Genomic DNA, 23,892 nt, shown 5'->3' with positions numbered 1-23,892 from the left:
CCACCCCCCTCCCCTGTGGGGAGCGGGAGCCAACGCGCCCCGGCTGACGTCACTTCCCCCCTCTCATCCATCCCCGACAGGCGGCCCCCCCTCACTTTCCGCTATTTTTCGATCCTTTACGCCAGCTGGCGCGACACGCCACCCCTTCGGGAGCCCGAGTGAGCATCAAATCCGACAAGTGGATCCGCCGCATGGCCGAGCAGCACGGCATGATCGAGCCGTTCGAGCCGGGTCAGGTCAAGACGCGCGACAACAGCAGGCTGGTGTCCTATGGCACCTCCAGCTATGGCTACGACGTGCGCTGCGCGCGCGAGTTCAAGATCTTCACCAACATCAACTCCACCATCGTCGATCCCAAGGCGTTCGATCCGACCAGCTTCGTCGACGTGGAAGCGGATGTCTGCATCATTCCTCCCAACTCCTTCGCGCTGGCGCGCACGGTCGAATACTTCCGCATTCCGCGCAAGGTGCTCACCATCTGCCTCGGCAAGAGCACGTACGCGCGTTGCGGCATCATCGTCAACGTGACGCCGCTGGAGCCGGAGTGGGAAGGCCACGTGACGCTGGAGTTCTCCAACACCACGCCGCTGCCCGCGAAAATCTATGCCAACGAAGGTGTGGCGCAGATGCTCTTCCTCGAATCCGACGAGGAATGCGAGACCAGCTACAAGGATCGTGGCGGCAAGTATCAGGGCCAGCAGGGCGTCACCTTGCCGCGCACCTGAACCCATCGTTCGCAGTCCCTTGCGACGTCCGTCACGTTCAGCTGAATGGTTGCCTTCCGGGCGCCATGCGTGAGACCGGGGCGGCGCTACACTCATACCGTTAACTTTCGATGCATTGCAGGAGATCCGCATGACCCGTTTTTCCACGCTGCTCACCCGCGCGGGTGCAGCCATCCTGCTGGGCAGCATGCTGGTGCTGGCCGGTTGCCACCGCGGCAGCTCCAAGGATGAAGTGCGCACCGCGGACATGAAGAGCCAGTTCGACGCGGTGATCCAGGCTTACAAGAGCGGCCAGTTCATCGTCGACGGCGCCGTGCTGTCTGCGCTGGATACCGGCAGCCACTTCGCTTACCTCAAGGACCAGGGCAAGCTGCCCAAGACGGTCCTGCTTGAGCCCAGCGACGACTCCAAGGTCCGCAAGCAGCACCTGCAGTACATGGCGCGCCTGCAGATCGACTACGGCTTCACCGTGTATTACGACGATGGCGGCACGCTGAAGAAGATCAGCGTGGTCGACACCAAGGCTCGCGACCTGGAAGACTACAAGGCACCGCCGAAGGCTGCCGATGCGCCTCCGCCGCAGCAGCACATGTAACTGGCGATCCAGACAAAAAGCCCGCGACCATCGCGGGCTTTTTGTTTGCGTTCAATGAGCCTGGTCGCTCAACCTGACAACGCGTCGTGCAGGCGTTGCCGCAACGACACCAGCTGTTCTTCCTCATAGGGCATCGCTGCACCGCTGCCCCAGACAGGTCCCGGCCACGCGGCGTCGCCTTCGCGTCGACCAACGACATGGATGTGCAACTGGCGGACGATGTTGCCGAGTGCTCCCAGGTTGAGCTTGTCGAAGGGAGCCAGCGAGCGGAGGGCTTCCGATGCCAGGGTGACTTCCCGCCACAGCATGGCCTGGTCACCCGGCAGGAGATCGCAGATTTCCGTCATGCCGGACATGCGGGGCACAAGAACCAGCCAGGGGAATCGCGCGTCGTTCATCAGCAACACGTCGCACAGCGACAGCGAGGCGACGTGTTTCGTGTCGTTCTGCAGGCGGGCATCAAGCGTGAAAGACGTATCGCTCATTCGCCGTGCGCCAGGTGCTTGTCGAAGAAGGCCAGCGTGCGTTCGTAGGCAAGTTTTGCGCTGGCCTCGTCGTACTGGTGGCCGACATCGCGATTGAAGGCGTGACCCGCTGGGTAGGTATGGACGTCCATGTGCGGGAGCATCTGGCGATGCTTTTCGACGGCTTCCGGTGGAATGCTCTTGTCCTGCTCGCCGAAATGGAACATCACGGGTGCGCGCAGCTTTTCGCCAAGGAAGGGCAGGTTGCGTGCGCCGTAATAGCTCACCGAGGGCAGGCCAAGTCGCAGCGCTGCAAGTAGTGCCACGGTGCCGCCCCAGCAGTAACCCACCGTGCCGATACGGCCCGACGAGGCAATGGCTTCGGCGGCGCTGGCGACATCTTCCACGGCTCTGTCGAGACCAAGCTCGGTGACCAGCTCCTTTCCCCGCGTCATGCCTTCTTCGTCGTAAGCGAGCTCGACGCCCGTCTCAAGATGGTCGAAGAATGCCGGTGCGATAGCCGTGTATCCCGCCTGGGCAAAGCCGTCCGCCACGCGGCGGATGTGATCGGTCACCCCGAAAATCTCCTGGATCACCACGACGCCGCCCTTGGGCTTGCCTTCCGGATGCACGAGATACGCGCTTATGCATTGCATCCGCGTGGTGTTGAGATTGATGGTCTGGCCCATGACTCGTGCTCCTGCGGCTGCAAAATCCCATTTTAGCCATTCAGGAAGTCAAGCCGGCGTCGCGCAAAGGTGTGGGATATAATGCTCTGTTTTCCGCATAGTTACGGTCACCACGCCATGTCGCAGGTCTCGCCCAAAGTCGGTTTCGTCAGTCTTGGTTGCCCCAAGGCGCTGGTGGATTCCGAACGCATCCTCACCCAGCTCAAGGTGGAGGGTTACGAGATCGTGCCCAGCTACGGCGCTGCCGATGCCGTGGTGGTGAATACCTGTGGCTTCATTGATGCCGCCGTGCAGGAGTCGCTGGATGCCATTGGCGAAGCGCTGCACGAGAACGGCAAGGTCATTGTTACCGGCTGCCTCGGCAAGCGATCGGAGCTCATTCGCGAAGCCTATCCGGACGTGCTGGCCATTACCGGTCCGCAGGATTACGCCAGCGTGATGCAGGCCGTGCATTCGGCGTTGCCGCCCAAGCGCAATCCGTTGCTCGACATTATCCCGGATACCGGCATCAAGCTGACGCCGAAGCATTACGCGTATCTCAAGATTTCCGAAGGCTGCAACCACCGTTGCAGCTTCTGCATCATCCCGTCGATGCGTGGCGACCTTGTGTCGCGTCCGGTGGACGAGGTGCTGCTGGAAGCCGAGCGCCTGGCGAAGGGCGGCGTGAAGGAGCTGCTGGTGATCTCGCAGGACACCAGCGCCTACGGCGTGGACGTGAAGTACGCCGAACGCCAGTGGCGCGACAAGAGCTATCGCACGCGCATGACCGAGCTGTGCGAAGGCTTGTCGGAGCTGGGTGTGTGGACGCGACTGCACTATGTCTACCCGTACCCGCACGTGGACGAAGTGATGCCGTTGATGGCGGAAGGAAAAATCCTTCCGTACCTGGACATTCCGTTCCAGCATGCGAGCCCGCGCATCCTCAAGCTGATGAAGCGCCCGGGCAACATCGACAAGACGCTGGAGCGCATCCGCAACTGGCGCAAGGTGGTGCCGGATCTGACCATCCGCAGTACGTTCATCGTCGGTTTCCCCGGCGAGACGGATGCCGAGTTCGAAGAGCTGCTCGACTTCCTGCGTGAAGCCGAACTCGACCGCGTTGGCGCGTTCGCCTATTCGCCGGTGGAGGGCGCCAAGGCGAACGAGCTGCCGGGCCAGGTCTCCGATGAACTGAAGGAAGATCGTCTTGAGCAGTTCATGGCGGTACAGGCGGAAATCTCCGCCGCCAAGCTGCAGCGCAAGATCGGCCGCACACTGAAGGTGCTGGTGGACGAGGCGGGCGCCAACGGCGCCGTGGCTCGTTCCGCTGCTGACGCGCCGGAAATCGACGGCGTGGTGCATATCGCCAACGGTCAGTTGCTCAAGCCGGGCCAGTTCGTGGATGTCGTCGTCGAAGACGCCGATGATCATGACTTGCACGCGCGCCTGGCTGGCTGATTCGCGGTGGCGTGATGCGTTACATCGCGCCTGCACGGGACAACGTGGAGCCCGGCGTGTTTTCCCGCTGGCCGTTGCGCGGCTGGCCGGAATACAACACATGGATGCAAGGCGAGCGTTGGCCATCCATCGATGAACTCAACGCGGCGCTGCCTGTGGGGCAGCGCGAGCGTTTCGTGGCGCAAACCACTTCCTTGCTGGATGACGGGCTTCACTACGAGCAACGCATCGCCGAGTGTGGCCGCATCGCCACGCGCGAGGCCAACTGGCACGACCTGTTCAATGCGTTCGCCTGGCTGCGTTATCCCTCGCTCAAGCGCGCGTTGAATGCGCGGCAGATGGAAGAGATCGCCATCATGGGGCCACGCGATCGTTCGCGTGCCCAATATGCGCTGACGCATTTCGACGAGGCGGGTGTCATCGTCACCCTGCGCGATCACGCGTTGCTCGCGCTCTGGGATGCCCACGACTGGTTCGACCTGTTCTGGCGCGAGCGATCAGCATGGTCAGATGGGCGAGCCGTGGTGCAGGTGTTTGGGCACGCATTGCTTGAACACGCGTTGTCGCCGGGAAAGTTGCTGGTGGGCAAGGCGCTGGTGTTTCTTGATGAACAAGACAGCGGCGACGTCGTCGCGCACTGCGCCCAGGCCATCCGCGATGGCGCTGCGCTGCAAGACCCGCTGGACCTGCGTCCGTTGCCGCTCTCCGGCTTGCCCGGCTGGCATGTGGACAGCGAAACCGAAGCGTTTCATCGTCACACCCCCTGCTACCAGCCACGCCGTGAAGGGCGTGCCTATCCGGTGCCGGTAGCGCTCCCGGCCGGCGTTACGAACCTGCAACAAATTGCGACAACGCCCCAATCGCGCTAAAACACCCCCAGCGGAGCACGGGGAGCGGGCATGGATATGGCTTGTCGGATGCGCTGTGGGCAGAGTCGGGCAGGGTGGCTTCGGGCCGTCTGGTTGGCCTGTCTACTGCTACCGATCCTGGCCACGCATGCTGACGAAGTCGTACCGCCGCCGGCAGGTACGCCCATTCACTTCGGCATTCTCCCCATCGGCAGCGCAGCCGAATCCCGCGAGCAGTGGCGTCCCCTGCTGGAAGACCTGGAACGTCGTCTCGGCCATCCGGTCACCACCGTGTCCGTCAGCAGCTATGCGGGACTTTCCGGCGCCATTGGCGACCAGCGCGTGGACATCGCCTTTCTGTCGGGGCGCCTCGCCATTGAAGCGGTCGAACACCAGCACATGAGCGTCGTCGCGCAATTCGTGCGCAACGACGGGGTGAAGGGCAACACCGCCATGCTGATCGTCCGCGCGGACAGCCCCATCCATTCGCTGAAAGACCTGCTCGGCAAGCCGGGACACTGGCGCTATGCGCGCGGGGAGACCTTGTCGGTCACCGGTTACGTGGCGCCTGAAGCGGAAGTGTTCGCGCCCCGGGGACTGAATTCCGATACGTTCTTCGCCAACGTGCGCGTCGGCAATCACCAGAACAACGCACTCGCGGTCGCCAATGGGGAAGTGGACGTGGCGGCCTGCAATAACCCGGACCTTGACCTGTTCCGGCGCAATTTCCCCGAGGAAGCAGGGCAGTTGCGCGTGATCTGGCGATCCACGCTGATTCCCTCCGGCGTGCTGGTGGTTCGCGATGGCCTGGCCGAGCCGTTGCGCACCCAGCTCATCGATTTCATGCGCGGCTATGGGCGGGCGCCGGGTGCGGCGGGGGAGCGTGAGCGCGCGAATCTTGCCCGGGGTCCTGACCTGGCCGGCTTTGCGGTGGCCGACAACGACGTGTTGCGGCCCTTCATCGACATGGAATTCCGGCTGATGCGCGAGCAGGCCGAGCACGGCCGCTGGGTGACGGATCAGGCGAAGGTCACGCGCCTCAAGCAGATCGATGTGGACTATCAGCACGCGCTGAAGCAACTTCTGCACGAATGAGGTGTCATTCAGACACCCTTGTGTACTGCCTTTTGCCGGCCTGACCGGCTCCGGAGATTGTCCATGTCTGTTTTCGACCGTTGCCTGTCCGCGTGCCGTGTGGCCGCTATCGCCCTGGTGCTCACCGTTGCGCCGCAGCTTCACGCACAGGCGGCGCCGCCGGGTCTGCCGGAGGCGGACAAGCAGCAGATCAAGGAATACACGCTGACGGATGACGTGTTTGGCCGTCTCGCCGCCGCCACGCGCGAGGCGCGCACCGCGGGCATCCAGCCGCAGGCGTCACCGGACGCCAGCAAGGTGCACAGCCTGAATGACCTTGCCAACCAGGCCATGGCGGCCGATCCACGCATTCCCGTGCTGGTGAAGAAATATGGCTTCACTCCACGCGAATTCATGCTCGCCAACATCGCGCTGATGAACGCCATCATGGCCGTGCAGGCGCGCAACGATCCCGCGTTGTCCGGCAATCTCAACCAGGCCTGGGTTAACGCGGACAACATCCGTTTCGTCGAGTCACACCAGAACGATGTGAAGGCGCTGATGAGCGGTCAGTAATCGACGGCGACGATGACGAAGCGGGTGCGGCCACCGGGCAGCTCCGCTTCGAATTCGTCGTCCAGTCGTGTTTTCAATACCGCGCGGGCCATGGGCGAATCGATGCTGATCCAGCCCAGCCGCGCGTCCGTTTCATCCGGTCCCACGATGCGATAGATCACGCTTTCGCCGGAATCGGTGTTCTCCAGCTCGATGCGGGCACCGAAGAACACGACCTCGCGGTCGGCGGGCGATCCCTCGGCCACCTTCAGCGAAGGAATGCGCTTGCTGAGATAACGCACGCGGCGATCGATCTCGCCAAGCTGCTTCTTGCGGTAGGTGTATTCGGCGTTCTCGGAACGATCGCCTTCGGCGGCCGCGGCTGCCAGCGCTTTCACCACTTCCGGTCGCAACGTGTGCCACAGGTGATCCAGCTCGGCCTTCAGCTTCTCGAAGCCCTCGCGGGTAATGATGGCGGTAGAAGAGGGCGAGGGTGGGCGCCAGCGGCTCATGCGGGAATCGTTCCGGTGCGTTGCAGGAGGCGTCGATTTTAGCGGGCTTGGGTGGCGCCTGCGCTTTTCTGCAGGCGTGACGCGAGTGCGACCAGGGCACGGTGCATGGGGTGCTCCGGCCACGCCGCGGCGAGCTTGCCGAGCAGTACCACGGCTTCCGCGCGCTGGCCAAGGCGTTCGGTCATCTGGTTCGCAGCAAGCAGCCCCATGCCCGGGCATTCAAGCGAACGTGGCCAACGACGCAGAAAACCCCGACAAAGCTTGAGCGATAGTTGCGTCATGCCTGCGCCGGCGGCCTGGTCGGCCAGCTCGACAACGATGTCGGGTGCGTCGGGGAAAAACTCGGCATCGATGTCCAGGCATTCGGTGAGCACGCCCAGTGCGCGTCGTGGCTCGCCCTGGGCCATGAGCGCCGCGATCCACAGGTGTCCGTGTTCGAGCAGGCCTTCCTTCAGGCCCTCTCTTTGCAGCAGGTCGCGATAGGCCTGGTGCAATGACGTGGGCGCACTGCGGCCCTGCATGCGTTCGACCAGCATGCCGATGGCGGCACGCCGATCGACGGTGGCCATCTCGCGCACGGCGATGAGCAGGCGCTCGTCCTCGTCCTGGCCGGCCTCGCGCATGAGGACGTCCGCTTCCGGTTGCAGGTCGAAGCGTTCGTGATGGCGGTGAATCATCACGCCCATCAGGTGCAGGTTGAATATGATCAGGTAGGTGTAGCCGAATGCGAACAGCGGCTGCGACAGGGTGTGAGCCATGCCGGCCTGCATCAGTGACGGCAGCATGATCAGCGCGCCGGTGATGACGTTGATCAGCACGGGAATGAAATATCCCGCGCCAAGTCGTCCTATCACGGCTTGCCATTTCAGGGGATTGAAGGCCGATGCGGTGTCGCCATCGAAGGCCAGCGACATGTCGATGGCGGGCAGTGTGAGCGCGAAGAACAGTACCGATGGCCAGAACATGGGCGGGTACAGGGCTTTGCATGCCACGCACAGGATGACGACAAGCATGTGCACCATCGTGAGCGACCAGCCCGCGGCGGCGTTCTCTTCCACGCCCACATCCGGTGGTTCCGCAAATCCGTTGGCGGTGTGCACCAGGCATGCTGCTGCGTAACGCCAGCGCGCCAGCCACAGCACGAAACTCAGGCCCGTGCCGATAACACCGGGCAGTAGGGTCAGGCACTGACCCACGGCCAATATCACGCAGACTGCCAGTGCTCCGCCGCGAAGTGGATACGTCAGGCCAGCGGCAAAGCGTTCGGAAAGCGGCACCTTGGACGACGTGGTTTGAATGCGTGGCATGCCGTCAGTGCATCGACGAATGGCATGTCATGAAGCCGTGGTTCTCAAGCCAGCCACCGCTGAAGTGACGGCAGAGCAGCCGTCCCGTGGAGCCGTTGGCATAAAGCAACATGAGTACCACCAGCACACCGACAAGAACGATCGCCACGACGCGTACATTGGACATCGGCTTCATGGCACTCAGCGCTTGCCGCCGAAGATGCTGCCCAATACACCGCGCACGATTTGCTGACCCAGCCGCGAGCCGACGGCACGACTGGCCGACTTGGCCATCGCCTCGATCATGCCCTGGCGACGGTTGGTGCCAAGCAGTGCATCGCGCACGCTGTCGGTCCAATCGGGACCTTCTTTCGCGGGAGCGCCTGCCGGGCTTTGCTTCGCGATCACCTGCGGATCGGCTGCTTTGTCGGAAGCGCGCCTGGCCAGGATTTCCGCCGCCGATTCACGATTGATCGCCGTGTCGTACTTGCCGCCTACCGGTGAGCGTTGGCGCACCGTCGCGCGCTCGGCATCGGTAATGGCGCCGATACGTGCCGTGGGCGTGCTGACCATGACGCGCTCGACCGGCGAGGGCACGCCACCATCGCGCAGCGTCGAGGCCAGCGCTTCGCCCACGGCCATCTGGGTGATGGCTTCGCTGACGTTGATCTTCGGGTTGGCCACGAAGGTTTCCGCCGCGGCTTTGACGGCTTTCTGGTCGCGCGGCGTGAATGCACGCAGCGCGTGCTGCACGCGGTTGCCGAGCTGGCCGAGGATATTGCCCGGCACGTCGTCCGGGTTCTGCGAGCAGAAGTAGACGCCCACGCCCTTGGAGCGAATCAGGCGAACCACTTGTTCCACGCGCTGCAGCAGTGCAGGCGGTGCATCATCGAACAACAAGTGCGCCTCGTCGAAGAAGAACACCAGCTTGGGTTGGTCCAGATCGCCCACTTCCGGCAATTGCTCGAACAGTTCCGACAGCAGCCACAACAGGAACGTGGAATACAGGCGCGGCTTGAGGATGAGCTGATCGGCGGCCAGCACGTTGATGACGCCGCGACCGCTCATGTCCTGGCGCATCAGGTCTGACAGCTCCAGCGCGGGCTCGCCGAAGAACTGGTCGGCGCCATCCTGTTCCAGCTTCAGCACGGCGCGCTGGATCGCTGCGATGCTCTGCGTGCTGATCAGGCCGTAATGCGTGGAAATATCCTTCGCGTTTTCGCTGGCGAAACCCAGCAGTGCGCGCAGGTCCGGCAGGTCGAGCAGCAGCCAGCCCTGGTCGTCGGCCACCTTGAAGATCACTTCGAGCACGCCTTCCTGCGTGTCGTTGAGCTCAAGGATGCGACCGAGCAGGGTAGGGCCCATCTCGCTGATGGTGGCGCGCACCGGATGACCGAGCTTGCCGTAGATATCCCAGAAGATCACCGGGTTCGCCTGCGGCTTCCAGTCGGTGAGCTTGAGCTTTTCCAGGCGCGCCTTGAGCTTGTCGCCGGGTTCCGCGGCGGCCATCGACAGACCGGCGAGATCGCCCTTCGCATCGGCGAGGAAGCAGGGCACGCCCAGCTTCGAAAAACCTTCGGCCAGCACCATCAGCGAGACCGATTTGCCCGTGCCGGTGGCGCCCGCAATCATGCCGTGCCGGTTGCCGTAGCGAGGGTCCAGGCTGACGCTGGTGCTGTCGTTGCGGCCGATGAGGATCTCAGTCATGGCGTTCCATCCGTTGGGTACGCGTTGATTGTAGCCAGCCCGCGTCTTCTTGCGTCTTCACATGAGCATGACGGTACAAGCCCTCACGCCGATGCGATTTTTCCGGTTGAGTCGATGCCATGACGCGCAGTAAGGTCGCCCTTTCGGTTTGGCAGTGACGTCGTCCATGGTTTTCCCCGCCGTTTCCCGTTCGCTCCGCCTCGCGCCGCTGGCCGGTGCCCTGCTCATGCTCGCCGCCTGCTCCAGTGGTGGCGGCACCAAACCCGGCACCGCCACGCCGCAGGCCAATCAGCTGTACGCGCAGCTGGACCAGGCCAGCAAGGGTTACGAAACGGCATTGGCGCAAGCGCGCGCGGGCAACACGCAGGCCTCGCAGCAGACGCTCACCACGGCGCTGGACCAGTTGAAGAATGCATCCGCGCATTGCCCCTCCACGCCGGGTTGCGATCCGCAACGTTTCTTCTCCGTCTTCGATCGCCTGTTGCGCCTGAAGGATGGCAACTTCGATCTGGGCGATGACATGGGCGCCAGCATGGGCGATGACCTGCCCGAAGGCAGCGACGCCGGCAAGACGGGCGCGGCCAGCCTGCCCGAGGCGCAGCGCAGCGTGACATTGCTGCGTGGCCAGCAGCTGTCGCAGCTGATCGCCATGAATGGCCCGGTGAAGGCCGCGCTGGAGATGTGGCTGACGCAATGGCGCGGCAACCTGATGGACGCCTACGTGAACTATCAGTTCCTGCGTTACCAGATGTGGCCTGAATACCAGAAGCAGGATCTGCCCGAGGCGTTGCTGTTCGGCATCCTCGCCAAGGAATCCGGCGGCAAGGTGCATGCGGTGTCGCGCTCGGGTGCCGCTGGCCCGCTGCAGTTCATGTACGCCACGGGCCTGCGTTTTGGGCTCAACACCGAGGACGGTTTCGACTCGCGCTTCGATCCCGCGGAATCCGCGCGAGCGAACGCGGAATACATGGACGAACAGCTCAAGGCGTTCAACAACAACCTGGAACTCACGCTTGCCGCCTACAACGGCGGTGAAGGCCGCATGCGCCGCCTGGTGGGCGACAACACGTCCGTGAGCCTGTACGACCCGACCATCTACAACCAGCTCTCGCAGGAAACGCGCGATTACGTGCCGTCCGTGCTGGCGGCAGCGTGGTTGTTCCTGCACCCGGAGAGCTACAACCTGCGCTTCCCGCACGTGGATGGTGCGCAGGGCAGCATCGTGCTGAAGCGTCCAGCATCGCTTACCGAGCTTACGGTGTGCCTTGGCTCCGCCGCCGGCATGCAGGATGGCTGGTTCCGCACGCTGCGCAATCTCAACCCGCGCCTCGATCCGCAGGTGAGCCAGCCGACCGGCGTTCGCATCATGGTGCCGAAGGTGCTGGAGAAGCCGTACGAGGCGCGTTGCACCAACGGTCCATGGCCGATTCTCGCGAACGACCTGCATACCGCCGTGATTCCGGTGGTGCCGCCGTCGCCGCCACCGCCGCCGGCCAGTTCGTCACGCAGTTCGTCGAGCTCGCGCACGCGCAACTACACGGTCAAGCGCGGCGACACGCTCACCAGCATCGTCAGCAAGGTGAGCTGTTCGTCGGTGCAGGAAGTGTCGGAGATGAACGACCTCAAGCATCACCAGATCAAGCCGGGACAGGTGCTCAAGCTGCCGACCTGTCGTTGACCGGACCCAGCCTGATACAAGAAACGAAAACGCCGCCCACAAGGCGGCGTTTTTTATTCGTCATTCCGGCGCAGGCCGGAGGCGTTTTTCAACGGCCGAAGGGCCGGTCATCCAGTAGCGATGGCGTTGGGCCATCGCGATGGACGTCAGCCGAATACTCAGAACTGCGTCGACTGGATTGCAGCTTGCGCCGCAATGACGGCGAAGAGATAAGCGGCTATTCGAAGGCTCGACCGATTAAGCGGCAGCCGGCGCCTGCATCCAGTCCCGCATCGGGTCGGCGCGGTGGTCTTCCTTCAACTCGCGCAGCAGGCGCATCAGGTCGCGGTGGTGCGGCTTGATGTTCTCGTGCGGCGTGTTCTTCGTTTCGTGGTACGCCACGGCCAACCACAAGGCGATGCCACGCATGGCGACCTCGGCGTTGTCCGAGCGTGCACGGGCGAGGCCGATGTCGGTGCCCTGGCCCCAGGGCAGGTAGCGCTCTTCGGGCGGCGTGCCGTACAGGTGCGGAAAGTCGGAGCGGCCGGCCTGGCCGATCTCGCGCAAGGCCATGGTGCCGAGGCGGGCGCGGCTGCGCTTGGGCAGGGCGTGGATCTGGCGCTCGATCTCGCGGAACTGCCTGGCGAGCTGGCGGCCGCGGTTCATGGCGATGAGTCGGGTGACGATGCGCATGGGCTTCCTCGGTCTGGCCTGGATATGGCGCTCGCACACGGCGCCGCCGGGCGAGGAGCATAGCCGCGCCCGGCGGGGGTGATGCGCCAAAAAGGTCACAAAACGACGAAACGCGTCACTCGCCGCGTCAAGATTTTGACGCAGCGACTCAGTGGGCCCGTTGCGTACCCAGGTGCTGGCCTACCTGCACGGGCTGTGCCGAGGCGAGCGCGTCCAGCTCGGTGGTGCCGTCCGGGAACAGCAGGATGACGGTGGAGCCCATGTTGAAGCGGGCCATTTCCGCGAAGCGGTCCAACGTAATGTTCTGGCCAGCGAAGGACTTGCGGCGGATGGACGACGCATAGGGCGGGATCACCAGCCCGTCCCACACGGTGGCCACACTGGAGACGAGGATGGCGCCGACCATCACCACCACGAAGGGTCCGTGCTCGCCGTCGAAGTGGCACACGAGGCGCTCGTTGCGCGCGAACAGGCGCGGAATGGCTTCCACCGCGAAGGGGGCCACGCTGAAGATGCGACCGGGCACGTGCACTGTTTCGCGCAGCGTTCCCTTCAGCGGCATGTGCACGCGGTGATAGTCGCGCGGGGACAGGTAGATGGTGGCGAACTGGCCGTTGCGGAACGGCACGGCGCTCGCCTCGTCGCCCAGCAGCTCGGCGGCGGTGTACTCCTGGCCCTTCGCCTGGAAGATGCGGCCGTCCACGATCTTGCCCATCTGGCTGATCTTGCCGTCCGCCGGGCAAAGCACGGCCTTCGGGTCCGGATCGGCACGGCGCGCATCGGCCCGCAGCTTGCGGGTGAAGAACGCATTGAAGTGCTGGTAGGCCAGCGGATCGGGCTGCGCCGCCTCGGCCATGTTGACCTGGTAGTTGCGCACGATCGTGGAGATCAGGAAGTTCTTCCACGGCTTGAACGTCCAGCGCGTGGCCCAGTAGACCACTCGCGACAGCGCGCGGTGGGGCAGGATGTATTGCAGGAGTACGTTGAAGGTCATCCGCCAAGTATGAATGAAGCGCGGGCCGATTACGCCCTGCGCTGCATCGTGGCCCTTTGCCGGCCTCCACGGTCCCAGCGGCTATACTGTGCGACCCCTCGACGCCCAAGTGCCCGCCGTGACCCACGAACTCGCCTCCATCATCGATTTCATCCGCTACGGCGCCAGCCGCTTTTCGGCGGCCGGGCTCACGTTCGGGCACAGCCACGACAACCCCATCGACGAAGCCACGCACCTGGTGCTGGCCAGCCTGCACCTGCCGCCGGATATTCCGCCGGCCTATGGCGCAGGCCGCCTGACGACGGAAGAGCGTGAGCGCGTGCTGGCGTTGATCGAGCGTCGCGTGAACGAGCGCCTGCCGGTGGCCTACCTGGTCGGTGAAACCTGGTTTGCCGGCCTGAAGTTCAAGAGCGACCGTCGCGCCCTGGTGCCGCGTTCGCCCATCGCCGAGCTGATCGAGTCGGGCTTCCAGCCATGGCTGGATCATCGCCATGTGGAGCGTGCGCTCGACCTTTGCACGGGCTCGGGCTGCATCGGCATCGCCATGGCGGAATACAACCCGGAATGGCAGGTCGACATCGTCGACATCAGTGACGACGCGCTGTCGCTGGCGCGCGAGAACATCGTGTTCCAGCACGTCGAAGGCCGCGTCGAGGCGGTGAAGTCGGATCTGTTCAACGGCCTGAAGGGACGTCGCTACGACCTCATCGTGTCGAACCCGCCATACGTCACAGAAGACGAATACGCCGCGCTGCCGGGCGAATACAGTCACGAGCCCAAGCTTGGCCTGACCTCCGGCGAAGACGGCCTGGACATCTGCGTGCGCATGCTCAATGAAGCCGCCGATTACCTTACCGAAGACGGCCTGATGATCGTCGAAGTGGGCGAGAGCGAGCGCCAGCTGGTCGAACTGCTGCCCGAAGTCCCGTTCGTGTGGATCGAGTTCAAGGTGGGCGCGATGGGCGTGTTCGCGCTGGAGCGTCGTGACCTGATCGAGCATGCGGACGCCATTCGCGCCGCTGCCGACGCACGCAAGGGCCGCTGAGTCGATGGAGCTGGCGACAGCGCGGTTGCGTCTCGATGCCTTGCGCGCGAGTGATGCGGCGGCGCTGTTTGCCTATCGCGCCGATCCCGATGTATCCCGGTATCAAGGCTGGCGTCCGGCTTCGCTGGATGAGGCTGAGAGTTTCATTCGCAACCAATCGCACGCAGCGGCGCCTTCGCACGGCCAGTGGTTCCAGCGCGCCATTCGTCGGCATGACGAAGATGCGCTGATCGGCGATCTTGGTTTCTGCCTGTCGGACGACGGCCAGGCGGAGTTCGGCATCACGCTGGCGCCTGGCGCGCAGGGCAACGGCTTTGCCCGTGAAGCGCTGCATAAGCTGTTCGATGAGCTGTTCGGCAGGCTAAACGTCCATCGCGTGCACGCCTCGGTCGATCCGCGCAACACGTCCAGCATGGCCTTGCTGAAGGCCCTGGGCATGCGCCAGGAAGCCCATTTCCGCGAGAGCCTGATTTTTCGCGGCGAATGGGTCGATGACGTGATTTTCGCCGTGCTGGCGCGCGAATGGCCGGAAATCGCCGGAATGGGCGCAGGAATTGCTGCGTCGCGGTAAGCTGTGACGGTTTTCCCGCAGACGACCGAGCCCTCGTGTCCAGCAACTCTTTCGGCAAACTCTTCACTGTCACCACGTTTGGCGAGAGCCACGGTCCGGCCATTGGCTGCGTGATTGATGGCTGCCCGCCGGGCTTGCCCATCGCGGTGGAGGAGTTCCGTGCCGACCTCGATCGTCGCGCCACCGGCAAAAGCCGTCACACCTCGCAGCGTCGTGAGGCGGACGAGGTGGAAATCCTCTCCGGCGTGTACGAGGGCAAGACCACGGGCACGCCCATCGCTTTGCTCATCCGCAACACCGATCAGCGCAGCAAGGACTACGGCAACATCGTCGAGACCTTCCGCCCCGGCCACGCCGATTACACCTATTGGCAGAAATACGGCATTCGCGACCCGCGCGGTGGTGGTCGTTCGTCAGCGCGCGAAACCACCATGCGCGTGGCCGCGGGCGTGATCGCCAAGAAATGGCTGGCCGAGCGTCACGGCGTGCGTGTGCGCGGCTACCTCGCGCAGATCGGCGACATCACGCCCGGCTCGTTCGACTGGAACGTGGTGGAGCAGAATCCGTTCTTCTGGCCGGACGCGCATGAAGTGGCCACGCTGGAGTCCTACATGGATGCGCTGCGCAAGTCCGGCGATTCCGTGGGTGCTCGCGTGAACGTGGTGGCCGACAACGTGCCGCCGGGTTGGGGCGAGCCGATCTACGGCAAGCTCGACGGCGACCTGGCGTCGGCGCTGATGTCCATCAATGCGGTAAAGGGCGTGGAGATCGGCGACGGCTTTGGTGTCGTCGAACAACACGGCAGCCAGCATCGCGATGAAATGTCGATGGACGGCTTTGCGTCCAATCATGCGGGCGGCATTCTCGGTGGCATCAGCACGGGGCAGCCCGTGGTGGCGTCCATCGCGCTCAAGCCGACCTCGAGCATCCTGATTCCCGGCCACAGCGTGAACCTGGCGGGTGAACCCGTCGATGTGGTGACCAAGGGTCGCCACGATCCCTGCGTCGGCATCCGCGCCACGCCCATTGCCGAGGCGATGATGGCGCTGGTGCTGATGGATCACGCGCTCCGCCATCGCGCCCAGTGCGGCGATGTCGGCGAAGTAAGTCCCCGCATTCCCTGATAACCGCCGGTCCGCCCGTCGGGCTGGCGCAAGACACGAAGTAGACGTTGATGACCGCCAAACCGAAAGTCTGGGTTTCCCGCCCGCTGTTTCCCGATGTGCTGGCCCGCCTCGCCGAATATTTCGATGTGGATGCGGAGGCCGTGGAGCGTCGCCACACGGCAGATGAGCTCAAGAACAAGCTGGCCGGTGTCGACGCTGCGCTGGTGGGCTTGGCCGATCGCATCGATGCGACGGTGCTGGAAGGCAATACGCGCCTGAAGATGGTGGCCAACCTGGGCGTGGGCTTCAACAACCTCGACCTGGATACGCTGACCCGCCACGGCATCCTGGCCAGCAATACGCCTGACGTGCTGACCGAGAGCGTGGCCGACTTTGCCTGGGCGCTGATGCTGGCGGCGGCCCGTCGCGTGGGTGCGTCCGAGCGTTGGCTGCGGGCGGGGCACTGGCCGGGCAGCAACCAGCGCTTCGACGACTGGCTGGGCCTGGACGTTCACGGCCGCACGCTGGGCATTCTTGGCATGGGCCGGATCGGGCAGGGCATTGCGCGACGCGCGGCCGGCTTCGACATGAACGTGCTCTATCACAACCGCTCGCGCCTGCCTGAGATGCTGGAACGCGAGTGCAAGGCCACCCTGGTGGGCAAGGACGAGCTGCTGCGACGGGCCGATTTCCTGGTGCTGGTGCTGCCGTTCACGCCCGAGAATCACCACGCCATCGGCGCGCCCGAACTGGCCCGGATGAAGCGCTCTGCCGTGTTGGTGAACATCGCCCGCGGCGGCATCGTGGACGACGCCGCGCTGGCGGCGGCGCTGCGCGAGGGCACCCTGGCCGCGGCCGGGCTGGACGTGTTCGAGGGCGAGCCGCAGGTGCATCCGGACCTGCTCGCGCTCGACAACGTGGTGCTGAGCCCGCACATTGCCAGCGCCAGCGAAGAAACCCGCCGCGCCATGGCCAACCTGGCAGCGGACAATGTGATCGCCGCCCTGGGCTTTGGCGAGGCGGCTGGCAACCCGCCGACGCCACTCAATCCGGCGGTATTGGCACGGTGGTCCGCACATAAAGCGTGATGACATTCACGCCCATGCGTGCCGCAGGTTGTTTTGCGCGCCGCCCCGGCTAGATTTCCGCTGATGCGGAGGCCGGAGCGGTTTTCCGACCCCTCCAACCGAAAAACGGGACATGAGCAAGAAGAGCAGCTACAAGGTGGCAATGGTCGGCGCAACGGGCGCCGTGGGTGAAACCCTGCTGGCCATCCTGGCCGAGCGTGATTTTCCCGTCAGCGAGCTTGTGCCGCTGGCGAGCGAGCGTTCGGCCGGTGAGAAAATCACCTTCGGCGGCAAACAGGTCACCGTACAAAACCTGGCCGACTACGACTTCACCGGTGTCGACATTGCGTTCTTCTCGGCCGGTGGCTCGGTGAGCCGCGAGCACGCGCCGCGCGCCGCCGCGGCAGGCGCCGTGGTGATCGACAACACCTCCGAATACCGCTACCAGGACGACATTCCGCTGGTGGTGAGCGAGGTGAATCCCCACGCCATCGCGCACTACACCACGCGCGGCATCATCGCCAACCCGAACTGCTCCACCATGCAGATGCTGGTGGCGCTGGCGCCGATCCATCGCGCGGTGGGCATCGAACGCATCAACGTGGCGACCTACCAGTCCGTCTCCGGTGCCGGCCGCAGCGGCATGGAGGAACTGGGCAAGCAGACCTCCGCGCTGCTCAGCTTCCAGGATGTGGAAACCAACAAATTCTCCAAGCAGATCGCGTTCAACGTGATTCCGCACATCGACGACTTCCAGCCCAACGGCTACACCAAGGAAGAAATGAAGATGGTGTGGGAGACGCGCAAGATCTTCGAAGACCGCACCATCCAGGTGAATCCCACCGCCGTGCGCGTGCCGGTGTTCTATGGCCACTCCGAGGCCGTGCACATCGAGACGCGCGAGAAGATCACCGCCGAGCAGGCGCGTGCGCTGCTGGAACAGGCCGAAGGCGTGGTGGTCATCGACGATCGCAAGCCGGGTGGCTATCCCACGCCGGTGACCGACGCTGCCGGCCAGGACCCTGTCTTCGTGGGCCGCATTCGCGAGGACATCTCGCACGAGCGCGGCCTGGACATGTGGATCGTGTCGGACAACATCCGAAAGGGCGCGGCGCTCAACGCCGTTCAAATCGCAGAACTTCTCATCAAGGATTATCTGTAATGAAGCATGTGCTGACCGGGTTGGTGATGTGTGCACTGGTGTTCGCTGTACCTGCCCGGGCGGCACAGCCGTCTGCAACACCGGCTTCGCAGGCCGCCGACCAGAAGCAGCTCGATCAGCAGATCGAGAAGCAGCAGGCGACCGTGAAGCAGCTGCAGGGCGACGTGGCGCGTGAAGAGGGCAAGTCCCACGACACCGACGCCAAGCTCAAGCAGCAGGACCAGGCCATTGCCGAGCTCCAGGCCCAGCTGAAGGCCCTGGGCGCGGCGCCCCAGCCGAAGGGGCATTGAGGTAGCAGGCGGTGACCGGGAGTCCATCCTGGTCGCCGTCCCACGAGAACAAGTTCCGGCAAGGTGCTGTAAATACTGATCAACGCTATTGTTGATTGGCTTGTATCTAACTAAAGTGACGCATCGTTCAGGTGCTGCCGTCATGCGGTGCACCGATAAGAAACGTCACGGGGTCGTTCGGGGGAAAACACGATGAATCGTTCGTTGAAGCTGTCGATGCTGTTGGCGCTTGCCCTCGGCAGCAGCCAGGCAGCCGCACTGGAACTGGGCCAGATCCAGGTGAAATCCGCCCTCGGGCAGCCGCTGCTGGCCGAAATCCCCGTCAACCCCGCCAGCCCGGAAGAGCTGCAGAACCTGACCGCCCGGCTGGCTTCCTCCGAAGACGCCGCCCAGGCCGGCGTGGCGGCAGGCCCGACCGTGCCGCTGCAGTTCGCCGTGGTGGACGGTGCCAACGGCAAGAAGGTGATCCGCATCACCAGCGCCGCTCCCGTCAACGATCCCTATCTGGACCTGCTGGTCGAAGTGAACAACGCCTCGGGCAAGAGCCTGCGCGAGTTCACCATCCTGCTCGATCCGCCGAACAGCGCCGCCAGCAGCGTGCCGACCACGCGCGCGCCGACGCAGTCCACCGGCAAGTCGTCGCGCCATGCGGCTGCCACGCCGCCGGCCGCCGCCAGCACCGAAACCACGGCCGCCGCACCGGCGCCTGCCGCCGAACCGAAGCCGGCCAAGCCCGCTCCGGCGCCGCGCGCTGCGGTCACCGGCTCCGTCACCGTGGAGCGTGGCCAGACGCTGTCGGCCATCGCCCATGAATCCGCGCCGCAGGGCGTGGACATGAACCAGATGCTGATCGCGCTGAAGACCGCCAACCCGGACGCCTTCTACCGCGACAACATCAACGCGCTGAAGAGCGGCGCCGTGCTGCGCGTGCCCTCCAAGGACGACGCCATGGCCATGGCCGTGGCCGCCGCTGCCGCCGAAGTGCATCGCCAGAACAGCGACTGGCGCTCGGGCGCTGCCCGCACGCCGACCACCGTGGCCGACGCCGGCACGCGCGCCAATGCATCCTCCGCACCGGCCACCGGTTCGACGGGTGGCGACCACCTTGCCATCGTTCCGTCGAAGGAAGGTTCCGACAACGCCGCGGGCCGTGGTGGCAGCAAGGCCGACAAGGCCGCCGCCGCGGCTGGCATGGCGGCGCTCCATCAGGATCTGCTGCGCAGCCAGGAAGCGCTCACCTCGCTGACCAAGCAGGGTGACGAGCTGAAGTCGCGCCTGAAAGACCTGGAAGACATCAACGGCAAGAACGAACGCCTGCTGTCGCTCAAGGACAACGAGATCGCCGAGCTGCAGAAGAAGCTCAGCGATGCCCGCAAGGCCTCCGGCCAGCCGGCAGCCGCAGCGACCGCAGCCATGGCTGCCGCCGCCAAGGCAGCTTCGGCGAAGACCGCCGAGCCCGAGACCGTGGTCAAGGCCAACGAGCCGGTTACTGCGCCCGCAGCTGCCGCCAGTGCGCCGGCGACCGCCGCCGTTACCCCGGCCGTGAGTGCCAGCGCCCCGGCGCATGCCAGCTCCGCACCGGTGGTTGCCGCCAAGCCGGCCCCGGCGAAGCCCGTTGCCATGCCAGTGACCAAGGCGGCTCCGGTGGCCGACGAAGAACCCTGGTTCATGCAGACGTGGGCATGGGGTGCCGGTGCAGCCGTCATCGTGCTCGGCCTGCTCGCTGCCATGCGTGGTCGCAACCGCAAGACCGCGGCGCCTGCCGCCGGCGCGGCCGGCGGTTCGTCGCTGGCAGATCGTTTCGGCACCATCCCCAACGATGGCGCCGGCAGCGCCGACCCGGACCAGGACGAGCTGCTCGACCAGCTTGCCGAACATCCGGATGACATCGGCCTGCACCTCGAACTGGTCAGCCTCTACTACAGCCGCCGCGACGTCGAACATTTCGAGGCTGCCGCTGAAGCCATGCATGCGCACGTTTCCGATCCGCAGCAGCCGGAATGGGTCGACGTGATGCACATGGGCGAGGACCTGGTGCCGGAGCATCCGCTGTTCTCCCATGGCGTGCCCCACGTGCACACTGGTGATGAGCACGAAGCGCTGGACCGTTTCGACCTCGACAGCTATGCGAACGATCACGACGGCATCCCGCCGATTCCGACGCCGGCCGTCTCGCACGCGCCCAAGGTCAGCGGCTACCACTTCGATTTCGACCTGACGCCACGCCCGAACCAGTCGTCCGCTGCCGCCCCGGATGCCCTGGTATCCAAGGAAGCGGAAGTGGAGCACGACGTCGAGGCATCGAGCTGGCACTTCGAAGAGCCGGAAGGCGAGGAAGTGACGGCGGAACAGCCGGCGCATCTTGATCATGGCAACAGCCACGGGCTGGAGCTCGAGCAGGGTCTTGGCCACGATTTGAGCCACGACCTGGGCGGCCATTTCACCGACGATCCGGTGGACACCAAGCTCGACCTGGCTCGCGCTTACCTGGACATGGGCGACCCGGATGGCGCGCACGCCATGCTGGAAGAGGTCATGCACGAAGGTACGCAGATGCAGAAGGACGTGGCCAAGCGCTTGCTCGAAAGCATCCGCTGATCCCGTTTTCCTGGGCATCTCCATCACACGGGCCGGCTTTTGCCGGCCCGTGTGCGTTTGGGGCCTGCTAACCTTTGCAGCTTCCGCTGGCTGCTTTTCCTGGTTTTCATGCGCATTGCTCTGGGTATCGAATACGACGGCACCGAGTTTTCCGGCTGGCAACGACTCAGCCATGGCGAAACCGTGCAGGGCGCGCTGGAGCGGGCGCTTTCCTTTGTGGCTGCCCATCCGGTGGAGGTGATCTGTGCCGGTCGCACCGATGCCGGCGTGCACGGGCGTTGCCAGGTGGTGCATTTCGACACCGAGGTGCAGCGCGACATGCGCAGCTGGGTGCTGGGTACCTGTTCCAATCTGCCGGGCACCGTGGCCGTGCTGTGGGCGCAGCCGGTCGAGCCAACGTTCCATGCGCGGTTTTCCGCGCGCAGCCGGCGTTATCGCTATCGCATCCTCAACCGCCAGGTGCGCGCAGCGCTGGATGCCCGCTACGTCACCTGGGAACGCTTGCCGCTCGATGCCGAACGCATGCACGAGGCGGCGCAGGCGCTGGTCGGTTTGCACGACTTCAGCGCCTTCCGCGCCATTTCCTGCCAGGCCGCGCACGCACGCCGCGAAGTGCTGGCGGTGAGTGTTCGACGTGAGGAGGAGCAGGTGATCATCGAGATAGAAGCCAATGCGTTCCTGCATCACATGGTGCGCAACATCGTGGGTTCGCTGCTGCCGATTGGTCGCAACGAGCAGCCCGTGAGCTGGATGCGCGAACTGCTGGAAGGTCGCAAGCGCGACGTGGCCGGGCCGACCGCGCCCGCGTCGGGGCTCACCTTCCTTGGCCCGCGCTACGAAGCGCAGTGGGGCCTGCCGGCCGAGGTGAGCCAATGACGCGCATCAAGTGCTGCGGCATGACTCGTACCGAGGACGCCTTGCTGGCGGCGCAGCTCGGTGCAGATGCCATCGGCGTGGTACTGACGGCGCGCAGCAAGCGTCGCGTGGATATCGCCAAGGCACGGGACATCGTGCGAGCGATGCCGCCATTCGTCACAACCGTGGCGTTGTTCATGGATGACGACGCGGCGCTCGTGCACGAGGTTATCGCTGCCGTTCAACCCGACGTGCTGCAATTTCACGGCAGCGAATCCGACGCATGGTGCGCGCAGTTCGGGCGGCGTTATCTCAAGGCCATCGCCATGGGCGAAGGGGCCGCAGCCTTGCCGGCATTGCGGGATTTTCCCGGCGCCAATGGCTTGTTGCTCGATGGCCACGGCCTGGGCGAGGCCGGTGGCAGCGGCAAGACCTTCGACTGGTCGCTGATGCCGAAAGACCTGGCGCAGCCGCTGATCCTGGCCGGTGGGCTCACACCCGCCAATGTCGCCGGCGCCGTTCGCATGGCACGGCCGTGGGGCGTGGATGTGGCCAGCGGCATCGAGTCGGCACCGGGTATCAAGGATTCACGCAAGCTGGCGGATTTCATCGAAGCCGTGCGTCGAGCCGATCAGGAATAGTCACAGCACTGACCCGTGTGTTTTCCACAGCCTGTGTGGACGCACATGGGAAAACGCTGTGAATAAGTGATCTATCTGCCTGATGGCAAAGGCATCGCGACGCGATGGCGCGTGAATGCTCACGTCGCGCTCTCGTCCTCCAGTGCGCACGGATGCACCGCCACCCGCACCCAGGCGTCGTTGTTTTCCACAGCGCATGTGAATGCACCTGGGAAAACGCTGTGGATAGGTGTGCTATCTCACTGATGATAAAAGCGCTGCGACGCGGTGATGCGTTATTGCGCAGTGCGTGCGCTGTGATGCATCCATCGCCTGTTCAACCACGAACAGACGTCAGCCCTGCTGATCGTTGAAGGCCGCCTTCAGCCATTCGGCCAGTTGTTCGGCGCGGGCGTCGGAAATTCGCGATGGCGTGGCAAGAATCCATTGCGCACGCACGTCCTGAAAACCCCAGGGCGCCACCAGTCGTCCGGACGCCAGGTCGTCAGCTACCAACGGCTCGGGCGCAATGGCGATGCCACGCCCCGCCACGGCCGCTTCGATCATGTGATACAGGTGCGGATAACCCTGTTCGAGCTTCAACCGCTTGAATGGCAGCCGCACGCTTTCGGCCCAGCTCGACCATGCGTCGGGGCGCGACAGCGTGTGCAGCAGGGATTGCTCCTGCAGCGTTACCGGGCGACTGCGCACGAGGCGATGCGCCTTGGCAAAGCCGGGACTGGCTACAGGCCCAATGCGTTCGCTAGCCAGCGGATAGACGCGCCATCCCGGTGGCCAGGGCGCTTCGCCCGCCATGATGGCGGCGTCCAGTCCGTCCAGCGATTCGTCGAAGGTGGTTTCCTGCGGGCGCAGGTGCAGATCCAGGTCGGGCAGTTCGGCCATCAGGCGTTCGAGACGCGGAATCATCCAGCGGGCAAGCAGGCTGACCGGGCAGCCCAGCACGAAGGGGGCGTGGGCCTTGCCGGCACGCAGTTCGTCGCAGGTTTCGCGAAGCTGGGCGAAGGCCGCCGTGCTGGTGTCGCGCAATCGCTGGCCGGCAGGTGTAAGCGCCAGGCCACGTCCCTGGCGCTGGAACAGCGACGTGCGCAGGTCCTCTTCCAGTGCGCGAATGTGGCGGCTCACCGCGCCGTGGGTAACGTGCAACTCCGTCGCGGCGCGGCTCACGCTACCCAGGCGGGCGGCGGCCTCGAAGGCGAGCAGGGCGTTGAGCGAAGGCAGGGCGCGCGGCATGGAATGTGTGAGTTTTCCTGACGGGTGCCGGCCATCATATCGCTTTTGGCCACAGGGGCTTTGGGGTACGTTGTGCGGCGTTTCCTGTGAC

General features: G+C 64.6%; 25 protein-coding genes. 16 read left to right on the top strand and 9 right to left on the bottom strand.

Features of this window, described 5'->3' with window-relative positions:
* The first annotated feature begins 158 nt into the window (after window positions 1-158).
* Together dcd and DK366_RS11760 are read left to right on the top strand one after the other, a co-directional pair.
* Entirely contained in the window at window positions 159-725 is a 567-nt protein-coding gene (dcd, locus tag DK366_RS11765) for a dCTP deaminase (RefSeq protein WP_109125743.1), read from the top strand.
* 130 nt (window positions 726-855) lie between these two features.
* Complete coding sequence (locus tag DK366_RS11760; RefSeq protein WP_109125742.1) at window positions 856-1,320, top strand: hypothetical protein; 465 nt, start codon at window positions 856-858, stop codon at window positions 1,318-1,320.
* 68 nt (window positions 1,321-1,388) lie between these two features.
* Here the strand turns inward: DK366_RS11760 and DK366_RS11755 are convergent, their stop codons facing one another.
* Complete coding sequence (locus tag DK366_RS11755) at window positions 1,389-1,805, bottom strand: HIT family protein (RefSeq protein ID WP_109125741.1); 417 nt, start codon at window positions 1,803-1,805, stop codon at window positions 1,389-1,391.
* Entirely contained in the window at window positions 1,802-2,473 is a 672-nt protein-coding gene (locus DK366_RS11750) for a dienelactone hydrolase family protein (protein ID WP_109125740.1), read from the bottom strand. The genes DK366_RS11755 and DK366_RS11750 overlap by 4 nt, the downstream gene beginning before the upstream one ends.
* 117 nt (window positions 2,474-2,590) lie before the next feature.
* On the opposite strand from DK366_RS11750, the gene rimO reads away from it, so the two are divergent.
* The 4 genes from rimO (at window position 2,591) to DK366_RS11730 (ending at window position 6,408) form a co-directional block, all read left to right on the top strand.
* Window positions 2,591-3,910 carry a 30S ribosomal protein S12 methylthiotransferase RimO gene (gene rimO / locus DK366_RS11745; protein ID WP_109125756.1) on the top strand — a complete coding sequence of 440 codons (1,320 nt, stop codon included), beginning with the start codon at window positions 2,591-2,593 and terminating at the stop codon, window positions 3,908-3,910.
* A gap of 14 nt (window positions 3,911-3,924) precedes the next feature.
* Window positions 3,925-4,779: a DUF3025 domain-containing protein gene (locus DK366_RS11740; protein ID WP_109125739.1), complete on the top strand. Its 855-nt coding sequence runs from the start codon at window positions 3,925-3,927 to the stop codon at window positions 4,777-4,779.
* 93 nt (window positions 4,780-4,872) lie between these two features.
* Window positions 4,873-5,853: a phosphate/phosphite/phosphonate ABC transporter substrate-binding protein gene (gene phnD / locus DK366_RS11735; protein WP_109125738.1), complete on the top strand. Its 981-nt coding sequence runs from the start codon at window positions 4,873-4,875 to the stop codon at window positions 5,851-5,853.
* A 63-nt stretch (window positions 5,854-5,916) separates the two neighbouring features.
* Complete coding sequence (locus DK366_RS11730; RefSeq protein WP_109125737.1) at window positions 5,917-6,408, top strand: hypothetical protein; 492 nt, start codon at window positions 5,917-5,919, stop codon at window positions 6,406-6,408.
* Here DK366_RS11730 and greB read toward each other — a convergent pair.
* Genes greB through DK366_RS11715 form a run of 4 tightly spaced genes read right to left on the bottom strand, consistent with a single transcriptional unit; the run spans window position 6,402 to window position 9,892 of the window.
* Entirely contained in the window at window positions 6,402-6,899 is a 498-nt protein-coding gene (gene greB, locus DK366_RS11725; protein ID WP_109125736.1) for a transcription elongation factor GreB, read from the bottom strand. The genes DK366_RS11730 and greB overlap by 7 nt on opposite strands.
* A 38-nt stretch (window positions 6,900-6,937) precedes the next feature.
* On the bottom strand, window positions 6,938-8,206 hold the full coding sequence (locus DK366_RS11720) for a hypothetical protein (RefSeq protein WP_109125735.1): 1,269 nt from the start codon (window positions 8,204-8,206) through the stop codon (window positions 6,938-6,940).
* A 4-nt stretch (window positions 8,207-8,210) separates the two neighbouring features.
* A complete protein-coding gene (locus DK366_RS21215) occupies window positions 8,211-8,381 on the bottom strand; it encodes a hypothetical protein (RefSeq protein ID WP_157956508.1) in 171 nt (56 codons plus the stop codon).
* Between the two features lie 5 nt (window positions 8,382-8,386).
* Window positions 8,387-9,892 (bottom strand): helicase HerA-like domain-containing protein, encoded by a 1,506-nt coding sequence (locus DK366_RS11715; protein WP_109125734.1) that lies wholly within the window; start codon window positions 9,890-9,892, stop codon window positions 8,387-8,389.
* A gap of 166 nt (window positions 9,893-10,058) precedes the next feature.
* Between DK366_RS11715 and DK366_RS11710 the strand changes: the two genes are divergently transcribed.
* On the top strand, window positions 10,059-11,570 hold the full coding sequence (locus DK366_RS11710; protein WP_109125733.1) for a transglycosylase SLT domain-containing protein: 1,512 nt from the start codon (window positions 10,059-10,061) through the stop codon (window positions 11,568-11,570).
* Between the two features lie 237 nt (window positions 11,571-11,807).
* On the opposite strand, the gene DK366_RS11705 is transcribed toward DK366_RS11710, so the two are convergent.
* Together DK366_RS11705 and asd are read right to left on the bottom strand one after the other, a co-directional pair.
* Window positions 11,808-12,242 (bottom strand): hypothetical protein, encoded by a 435-nt coding sequence (locus DK366_RS11705; protein ID WP_109125732.1) that lies wholly within the window; start codon window positions 12,240-12,242, stop codon window positions 11,808-11,810.
* 148 nt (window positions 12,243-12,390) lie between these two features.
* Window positions 12,391-13,236: an archaetidylserine decarboxylase gene (gene asd / locus DK366_RS11700; RefSeq protein WP_109125731.1), complete on the bottom strand. Its 846-nt coding sequence runs from the start codon at window positions 13,234-13,236 to the stop codon at window positions 12,391-12,393.
* A 118-nt stretch (window positions 13,237-13,354) separates the two neighbouring features.
* On the opposite strand from asd, the gene prmB reads away from it, so the two are divergent.
* From prmB to DK366_RS11655, 9 genes are all read left to right on the top strand, one after another.
* On the top strand, window positions 13,355-14,281 hold the full coding sequence (prmB, locus tag DK366_RS11695) for a 50S ribosomal protein L3 N(5)-glutamine methyltransferase (protein WP_109125755.1): 927 nt from the start codon (window positions 13,355-13,357) through the stop codon (window positions 14,279-14,281).
* Entirely contained in the window at window positions 14,235-14,852 is a 618-nt protein-coding gene (locus DK366_RS11690; RefSeq protein ID WP_232821016.1) for a GNAT family protein, read from the top strand. The genes prmB and DK366_RS11690 overlap by 47 nt, the downstream gene beginning before the upstream one ends.
* A gap of 35 nt (window positions 14,853-14,887) precedes the next feature.
* Entirely contained in the window at window positions 14,888-15,976 is a 1,089-nt protein-coding gene (gene aroC, locus DK366_RS11685; RefSeq protein WP_109125729.1) for a chorismate synthase, read from the top strand.
* A 50-nt stretch (window positions 15,977-16,026) separates the two neighbouring features.
* Window positions 16,027-17,046 (top strand): D-glycerate dehydrogenase, encoded by a 1,020-nt coding sequence (locus DK366_RS11680; RefSeq protein ID WP_109125728.1) that lies wholly within the window; start codon window positions 16,027-16,029, stop codon window positions 17,044-17,046.
* 112 nt (window positions 17,047-17,158) lie between these two features.
* The gene (locus DK366_RS11675; protein WP_109125727.1) at window positions 17,159-18,187 is read left to right on the top strand and encodes an aspartate-semialdehyde dehydrogenase; all 1,029 of its coding nucleotides are present in this window, start codon (window positions 17,159-17,161) and stop codon (window positions 18,185-18,187) included.
* On the top strand, window positions 18,187-18,477 hold the full coding sequence (locus DK366_RS11670) for a hypothetical protein (protein ID WP_109125726.1): 291 nt from the start codon (window positions 18,187-18,189) through the stop codon (window positions 18,475-18,477). Before DK366_RS11675 ends, DK366_RS11670 begins: the two co-directional genes overlap by 1 nt.
* Before the next feature lie 192 nt (window positions 18,478-18,669).
* Complete coding sequence (locus tag DK366_RS11665) at window positions 18,670-21,075, top strand: FimV/HubP family polar landmark protein (protein WP_109125725.1); 2,406 nt, start codon at window positions 18,670-18,672, stop codon at window positions 21,073-21,075.
* A 108-nt stretch (window positions 21,076-21,183) separates the two neighbouring features.
* Complete coding sequence (gene truA / locus DK366_RS11660; protein ID WP_109125724.1) at window positions 21,184-21,951, top strand: tRNA pseudouridine(38-40) synthase TruA; 768 nt, start codon at window positions 21,184-21,186, stop codon at window positions 21,949-21,951.
* Window positions 21,948-22,571 carry a phosphoribosylanthranilate isomerase gene (locus DK366_RS11655; protein ID WP_109125723.1) on the top strand — a complete coding sequence of 208 codons (624 nt, stop codon included), beginning with the start codon at window positions 21,948-21,950 and terminating at the stop codon, window positions 22,569-22,571. Before truA ends, DK366_RS11655 begins: the two co-directional genes overlap by 4 nt.
* Window positions 22,572-22,904: 333 nt before the next feature.
* Here DK366_RS11655 and DK366_RS11650 read toward each other — a convergent pair whose 3' ends face one another.
* The gene (locus DK366_RS11650) at window positions 22,905-23,801 is read right to left on the bottom strand and encodes a LysR family transcriptional regulator (RefSeq protein WP_109125722.1); all 897 of its coding nucleotides are present in this window, start codon (window positions 23,799-23,801) and stop codon (window positions 22,905-22,907) included.
* Window positions 23,802-23,892 lie beyond the last annotated feature (91 nt).

Origin of the sequence: Dyella sp. C11, assembly GCF_003121485.1 — a bacterium.
GTDB lineage: Bacteria > Pseudomonadota > Gammaproteobacteria > Xanthomonadales > Rhodanobacteraceae > Dyella.
Note: the sequence above shows the minus strand (reverse complement) of the source record. Positions and strands in the feature narration are given on the sequence as shown.

What these genes read in the sequence shown, in the direction of transcription:
- DK366_RS11760 (WP_109125742.1), top strand. Translation starts at nt 856, where the DNA reads ATGACCCGTTTTTCCACGCTGCTCACCCGCGCGGGTGCAGCCATCCTG.
- DK366_RS11755 (WP_109125741.1), bottom strand. Translation starts at nt 1,805, where the DNA reads ATGAGCGATACGTCTTTCACGCTTGATGCCCGCCTGCAGAACGACACG.
- DK366_RS11750 (WP_109125740.1), bottom strand. Translation starts at nt 2,473, where the DNA reads ATGGGCCAGACCATCAATCTCAACACCACGCGGATGCAATGCATAAGC.
- rimO (WP_109125756.1), top strand. Translation starts at nt 2,591, where the DNA reads ATGTCGCAGGTCTCGCCCAAAGTCGGTTTCGTCAGTCTTGGTTGCCCC.
- DK366_RS11740 (WP_109125739.1), top strand. Translation starts at nt 3,925, where the DNA reads ATGCGTTACATCGCGCCTGCACGGGACAACGTGGAGCCCGGCGTGTTT.
- DK366_RS11730 (WP_109125737.1), top strand. Translation starts at nt 5,917, where the DNA reads ATGTCTGTTTTCGACCGTTGCCTGTCCGCGTGCCGTGTGGCCGCTATC.
- greB (WP_109125736.1), bottom strand. Translation starts at nt 6,899, where the DNA reads ATGAGCCGCTGGCGCCCACCCTCGCCCTCTTCTACCGCCATCATTACC.
- DK366_RS11720 (WP_109125735.1), bottom strand. Translation starts at nt 8,206, where the DNA reads ATGCCACGCATTCAAACCACGTCGTCCAAGGTGCCGCTTTCCGAACGC.
- DK366_RS21215 (WP_157956508.1), bottom strand. Translation starts at nt 8,381, where the DNA reads ATGAAGCCGATGTCCAATGTACGCGTCGTGGCGATCGTTCTTGTCGGT.
- DK366_RS11715 (WP_109125734.1), bottom strand. Translation starts at nt 9,892, where the DNA reads ATGACTGAGATCCTCATCGGCCGCAACGACAGCACCAGCGTCAGCCTG.
- DK366_RS11710 (WP_109125733.1), top strand. Translation starts at nt 10,059, where the DNA reads ATGGTTTTCCCCGCCGTTTCCCGTTCGCTCCGCCTCGCGCCGCTGGCC.
- DK366_RS11705 (WP_109125732.1), bottom strand. Translation starts at nt 12,242, where the DNA reads ATGCGCATCGTCACCCGACTCATCGCCATGAACCGCGGCCGCCAGCTC.
- asd (WP_109125731.1), bottom strand. Translation starts at nt 13,236, where the DNA reads ATGACCTTCAACGTACTCCTGCAATACATCCTGCCCCACCGCGCGCTG.
- DK366_RS11690 (WP_232821016.1), top strand. Translation starts at nt 14,235, where the DNA reads ATGCGGACGCCATTCGCGCCGCTGCCGACGCACGCAAGGGCCGCTGAG.
- DK366_RS11680 (WP_109125728.1), top strand. Translation starts at nt 16,027, where the DNA reads ATGACCGCCAAACCGAAAGTCTGGGTTTCCCGCCCGCTGTTTCCCGAT.
- DK366_RS11675 (WP_109125727.1), top strand. Translation starts at nt 17,159, where the DNA reads ATGAGCAAGAAGAGCAGCTACAAGGTGGCAATGGTCGGCGCAACGGGC.
- DK366_RS11670 (WP_109125726.1), top strand. Translation starts at nt 18,187, where the DNA reads ATGAAGCATGTGCTGACCGGGTTGGTGATGTGTGCACTGGTGTTCGCT.
- DK366_RS11665 (WP_109125725.1), top strand. Translation starts at nt 18,670, where the DNA reads ATGAATCGTTCGTTGAAGCTGTCGATGCTGTTGGCGCTTGCCCTCGGC.
- truA (WP_109125724.1), top strand. Translation starts at nt 21,184, where the DNA reads ATGCGCATTGCTCTGGGTATCGAATACGACGGCACCGAGTTTTCCGGC.
- DK366_RS11655 (WP_109125723.1), top strand. Translation starts at nt 21,948, where the DNA reads ATGACGCGCATCAAGTGCTGCGGCATGACTCGTACCGAGGACGCCTTG.
- DK366_RS11650 (WP_109125722.1), bottom strand. Translation starts at nt 23,801, where the DNA reads ATGCCGCGCGCCCTGCCTTCGCTCAACGCCCTGCTCGCCTTCGAGGCC.